The organism is Mesorhizobium sp. M1A.F.Ca.IN.020.06.1.1, assembly GCF_004023265.1.
GTDB lineage: Bacteria > Pseudomonadota > Alphaproteobacteria > Rhizobiales > Rhizobiaceae > Mesorhizobium.
In genome coordinates this window covers 1-381 of the sequence record NZ_RZSR01001860.1, presented here as the reverse complement: position 1 = coordinate 381, position 381 = coordinate 1, and the positions used below count along the sequence as shown (strand labels likewise).

Here is a 381-nt window from a genome sequence, read left to right as displayed (position 1 = left end):
GCTGGAACCTTGGCGGGGCGGCTAAGGAACTCGGCGTCGACAAGGTGGCGGCAGCGCTGCTTTCGAAGGCGGCAAGCCGCGATGCGCTTGACGAAGGCGCGCGGGACCAGCTAGCGAGCCTTGGCCCGTCCGGCATGATCATGGATCTCGGCGAAAACCTTCGCTCCCAAGCTGCTGGACTGGCGGCACTGCCGGGCGAAGGCAAGGCCACGGTCCGCAATGCCATCACGGCGCGTGATGCCGATGCCAACTGGCGTATTCGCTCCGGCCTTGACGAGACGCTTGGCGAAGCCCCCACGCCGTCGCGCATCATCGACACGGCTAACCGCAACCAACAGCGCCTGTCGCCGGAATATCGGGAGGCGCTACGCGATGCCGCGC

The 381-nt window shown here is 66.9% G+C and carries 1 pseudogene; it reads left to right on the top strand.

The window, feature by feature from the left end:
* Nucleotides 1-381: pseudogene (locus EOA60_RS38110) on the top strand (hypothetical protein); the annotation flags it as partial.